A 3,878-nucleotide genomic window follows, 5' to 3' on the forward strand; every position below is an offset into this window, starting at 1 on the left:
CTTCCTGTCGGGCGAGCTGCGCTTCCAAGGCTTCCACGGTTTCCTTGGTAGGCATCTGGCGTTGCAGCTGCAGCATCTGCCGCTGCAAGTCCGCCAGCTGGGACTGAATTCCCTGGAGCTCCGTAGTCGGCGCGCAGCCGGCGAGAGCCAATAACAGGACTCCGCCGGCTGCGATCCAGGGATTGCGTCTGGAACCTTCCATCGGCTCCTTATCCGCCGAAGCCCAGAATGAAGTAGGCGCGACGGTTGCGAGCCCAGCAGCTTTCGGTGCTCTGGGTGCAAACCGGGCGCTCCTCACCGTAGCTGATGGTCCGGAGACGGCTCTGGTTGACACCGAGGCTGCTCACGAAGTCCACCGCGGAGTTGGCGCGGCGCTCGCCCAGGGCGAGGTTGTAGTCGACCGTGCCACGCTCGTCACAGTGGCCTTCCACGGTGGAGGTGAGCTCCGGGTTCTCCTTCAGGAAGCGGGCGTTGTCTTCGAGCTTCTGACGGGCGTCCTCGGTGAGGTTCGCCTGATCGAACTCGAAGTAGACGTTGGGGTGGAAACCGCGCTTGGCGGCCTCATCGTTGAGCTCCACCAGATCCTTGTTTTCCCACCAGGGAGACTCCTGCTGGTCTTCCGTGGTCGGCGGCGCCGGCGGCGGCTCTACTTCTTTCGGGGGTTCTGGAGTCGTCTCTACGGCCATGTCATCGGGGGTCGTCGGGGCCGGCTTCGGACCGCAAGCGACCAGGACCAATGCCAGGCCGAGGATCACGCTCCAGACCATCCACATGCGAGTCATGCTGATCTTCTCCTCAAATAGGGGTTTCCGGTGGGCGAGCTTGTTTGGACGAGGCCATCCGCCGAGTACTCTAACAGAAGGTTGTCAAGCGCAGCAACAGCTTGATCACCAGTTATTTACCCCTATTTTGAGGGGTAGGGTGACCACGCCGGTGCGGAGTTGTTACCGTCCTGTGTCACCTGTCGCAGATTGCTACCGTCGACGTCTACAACGTAAATCTGAGTATTTGTGCCCCGGCGGGCGGTGAAGGCGATGCGCTGGCCGTCGGGAGACCAGGTGGGCTCCTCCTTGTTGCTGGTGCCGGTGGTGATCACCCGGGTCTCCAGCGTCACGATGTCGGTGATGGCGATCTGGAAGACGCCGCGGCGCCGGGAGGCGTAAGCGAGGCGGGTGCCGTCGGGATGCCAGACTGCACCGTCGTTGTAATTTCCGTCGAAGGACACCCGCCGAAGATTGGTCCCGTCGGAGTCCATCAGATAAATGTGCGGATTGCCTGCCCGGCTGGAGGTGAAGGCGATGCGGCTGCCGTCGGGGCTCCAGCTGGGATTGGTGTCGATGGCGCCGCTGTTGGTCAGTCGCCGTTGCTGCCCGCCCTGGAGGTCGGCGACATAGATCTCCGTATTGCCGGAGAGGGAGCGGCCGAAGGCGACCTGCCGGCCGTCGGGGGCGATGGCGGGGGACAAGTTGTGCTGGCTATCCGCCAGGATCGAGCGCTTGCTGCCGTTGCTCAAATCCACGAAGTACAAGCCGGGAATTCCCGACAGATACGACAGATAGGCCAGGGCGCCGCCGTCGGGAGCCCAGGTCGGCCCCATGGAGATGGATCGATGGGCGGTGATCCGGCGCTGACCGTAGCCGTCATAGTCCATCAAGTAGATCTCTTTATTGCCGTCCCGATCCGAGGTGAAGGCGATGCTGGTGCGGGCGATGCCGCGGCGACCCGTGAGGTAGAGCAGCACTTCGTCGGAGAAGGTGTGGGCGATGGCTCGGACGATGTCGAAATCGCCTTGATAACGCTTGCCGACGATGGACTCCCCGTTGGCCAAGTCGAGCAGCCGGCCGTCGAAGATCAGCCGCCCATCCGCCTCCTGAACCTCCGCAAGCAGCAGGATCTCGTTGCCCAGGGAGCGGTAGAGCTCCAGGTCCAGGCTTGGCTCGCCGGTGAGGTCGAGCACCGAAAGAGCCGCCGGCCCCTGGATGTCGAAGACTCGGGTCAGCTCCAAGTCCTGGCGCAGGGTGCTGTCGAGCTCCTCGGCGGCGGCGCGGGCACGGCTCGAGAGGGCGGCGGGAATCTCGGTGGCAGGGAAGGCGAGGGGGAAGCGCTGGCGCACGTCTCCCTCCAGCACGACGGTGACGTTGTCGCCGTCCTCGCCTTCCTCCAGGCCCGTCGGCGGAGGAGGCTCCGGCGCTTGGGCAGCGGCGGGGACGAGGGCCGGGGAGACGGCGACGAGGAAGCAGCAGAGGACTAGGTACCAGGCTGGGAGGCGGAGCGAAGGCGAGGGACTTGAAAACATGATCGATTCCTCGTCAGCGGACGATGAGCGTGATCCCCAAAGAATCGTGGCGGTAGCCCGCCGGCAGTGGGGGGAGGGGAGCGGCGTCGTCGACCGCACGCTGGGCAGCGCGATCGAAGACCGCCAGGCCGGAAGATTCCACCACCTCCAAACCGGAGACGGTGCCGTTCTTGGCGATGCGGAAGCGCAGGGTGACGGCGGTGCCGTCGGGCACCGCCGGACGATTCCAATGGGATCGGATGAGCGCCGTCATCCGGTCGATGTAATACGCGTAGGTGAAGTCGGGATTGTCGACGGTGGCCACCGCGGCGCCGAAGGTGGCGGTTCCACGGCGGCTGCCGCTCTCGCTGCCCTGGCGACTCGGGGTAACCGCTACCGGCTCCGTAGGGGCCGGCTCCGGCCTCACCGGAGCCGGTGGCGGCGGTGGCGGTGGCGGTGGGGGAGCCTGGTCCGGCGGTGGCAGCACCGGCTGATCCGGTGGCGGCGGTGGCGGCAGCTCCGGTTCTGGCGGTGGCGGCTCGACGGCCGGTGGTGGGGGTGCCGCCGGCTGCGGTTGAGGCTTCGGCGGAGGGGGAGGAGGTGGATCGGGCTTGCCGAGGGCGGCCTGGGGCACCACCTGCACGGATACGAAGCGCATGGGTTCGGGAGTGTCGTCCTGAAACAGCTGCGGGATCCCCCAGACCACCGCCACCAACAAGAGGTGCAGGGCCACGGCGAAGGCGAAAGGCCGACGGCTCTCAGAAGCCTCCAACAGGCTTCGGCGCCGGCTCAAGATGTGGTCGACGGAGGCTTCCATCAGTTTCCTCGACTCATTCCGAGAAGTGGATGCCGAGAGCCTCTGCCGAGGCGTGCAAGGGCGCCAGCAGGGAGGCCACGGGAGGGACCCACGGAGTAGTGCATCGGCGAGCTACCCAGAGCTGCCGCCTCCTTCGATCTGGTCCGTCACCATCCCCACCCGGGTGATGCCTCCTTGGTACAGGATGTCCAGCACCTCTACCACCTTGCCATAGGGTACGTCCTTGTCCCCCTTGAGAAAGACGCTTTCGTCGTCGCGGCTCGCCAGCAGGGCCTGCAGCCGTTCCACCAGCTGGGTCTCGTGTACAGGCTGATCGCGCAAGTAGACCAGCCCCTGACTGGTGACGCTGACGATGAGGGGATCCTCCGAGCGCACCGGCAGCGGGCTGGCGGCGGTCTGGGGCAGGGTGACGTCAATGCCCTGGTGCAGCATGGGAGCGGTGATCATGAAGATGATCAAGAGCACCAACATCACGTCCACCAAGGGGGTGACGTTGATGTCGGAGATGACGTCGTCGGAGCTGTCCGGTTGAAAGGCCATCTCAGGTGAAATTCCGTTCCGCCAGGTTGATGAACTCGAGGATGAAGTCTTCCATCCGGCCCTTGGTGGTGCGCAGGCGTTGGGCGATGAAGTTGTGACCGATGAGGGCGGGAATGGCCGCTCCGAGACCGGCGGCGGTGTTGATCAACGCTTCGGCGATACCCGGTGCGACGGTAGTGATCGAGGTGGAACCGGTGGCGCCGATCTCTCCGAAGGCGATCATGATGCCCCATACCGTGCCAAAGA

The 3,878-nt window shown here is 65.1% G+C and carries 6 protein-coding genes; all 6 read right to left on the reverse strand.

Features of this window, described 5'->3' with window-relative positions:
- Positions 1-202: hypothetical protein (locus SX243_25485; GenBank protein MDY7096342.1), on the reverse strand; the 202-nt coding region annotated here is incomplete at its 3' end.
- A gap of 7 nt (positions 203-209) precedes the next feature.
- Positions 210-782, reverse strand: coding sequence for a peptidoglycan-associated lipoprotein Pal (gene pal, locus SX243_25490; protein MDY7096343.1), 573 nt, complete (start codon positions 780-782; stop codon positions 210-212).
- A gap of 122 nt (positions 783-904) precedes the next feature.
- A complete protein-coding gene (tolB, locus tag SX243_25495; GenBank protein ID MDY7096344.1) occupies positions 905-2,296 on the reverse strand; it encodes a Tol-Pal system beta propeller repeat protein TolB in 1,392 nt (463 codons plus the stop codon).
- A 13-nt stretch (positions 2,297-2,309) separates the two neighbouring features.
- On the reverse strand, positions 2,310-3,092 hold the full coding sequence (locus SX243_25500; GenBank protein ID MDY7096345.1) for an energy transducer TonB: 783 nt from the start codon (positions 3,090-3,092) through the stop codon (positions 2,310-2,312).
- Positions 3,093-3,203: 111 nt separating this feature from the next.
- Positions 3,204-3,632, reverse strand: a complete 429-nt coding sequence (tolR, locus tag SX243_25505) for a protein TolR (protein ID MDY7096346.1) — start codon at positions 3,630-3,632, stop codon at positions 3,204-3,206.
- Position 3,633: 1 nt separating this feature from the next.
- A partial coding sequence (locus SX243_25510) for a MotA/TolQ/ExbB proton channel family protein (protein MDY7096347.1) occupies positions 3,634-3,878 on the reverse strand: 245 nt, incomplete at its 5' end.

The sequence above is a fragment of the Acidobacteriota bacterium genome (genome assembly GCA_034211275.1).
Classification (GTDB): Bacteria; Acidobacteriota; Thermoanaerobaculia; order Multivoradales; family JAHZIX01; genus JAGQSE01.

Bases quoted from the DNA above. Each gene is read 5' to 3' on its own strand.
- SX243_25500 (MDY7096345.1), bottom strand. From the start codon at position 3,092: ATGGAAGCCTCCGTCGACCACATCTTGAGCCGGCGCCGAAGCCTGTTG.
- tolR (MDY7096346.1), bottom strand. From the start codon at position 3,632: ATGGCCTTTCAACCGGACAGCTCCGACGACGTCATCTCCGACATCAAC.
- pal (MDY7096343.1), bottom strand. From the start codon at position 782: ATGACTCGCATGTGGATGGTCTGGAGCGTGATCCTCGGCCTGGCATTG.
- tolB (MDY7096344.1), bottom strand. From the start codon at position 2,296: ATGTTTTCAAGTCCCTCGCCTTCGCTCCGCCTCCCAGCCTGGTACCTA.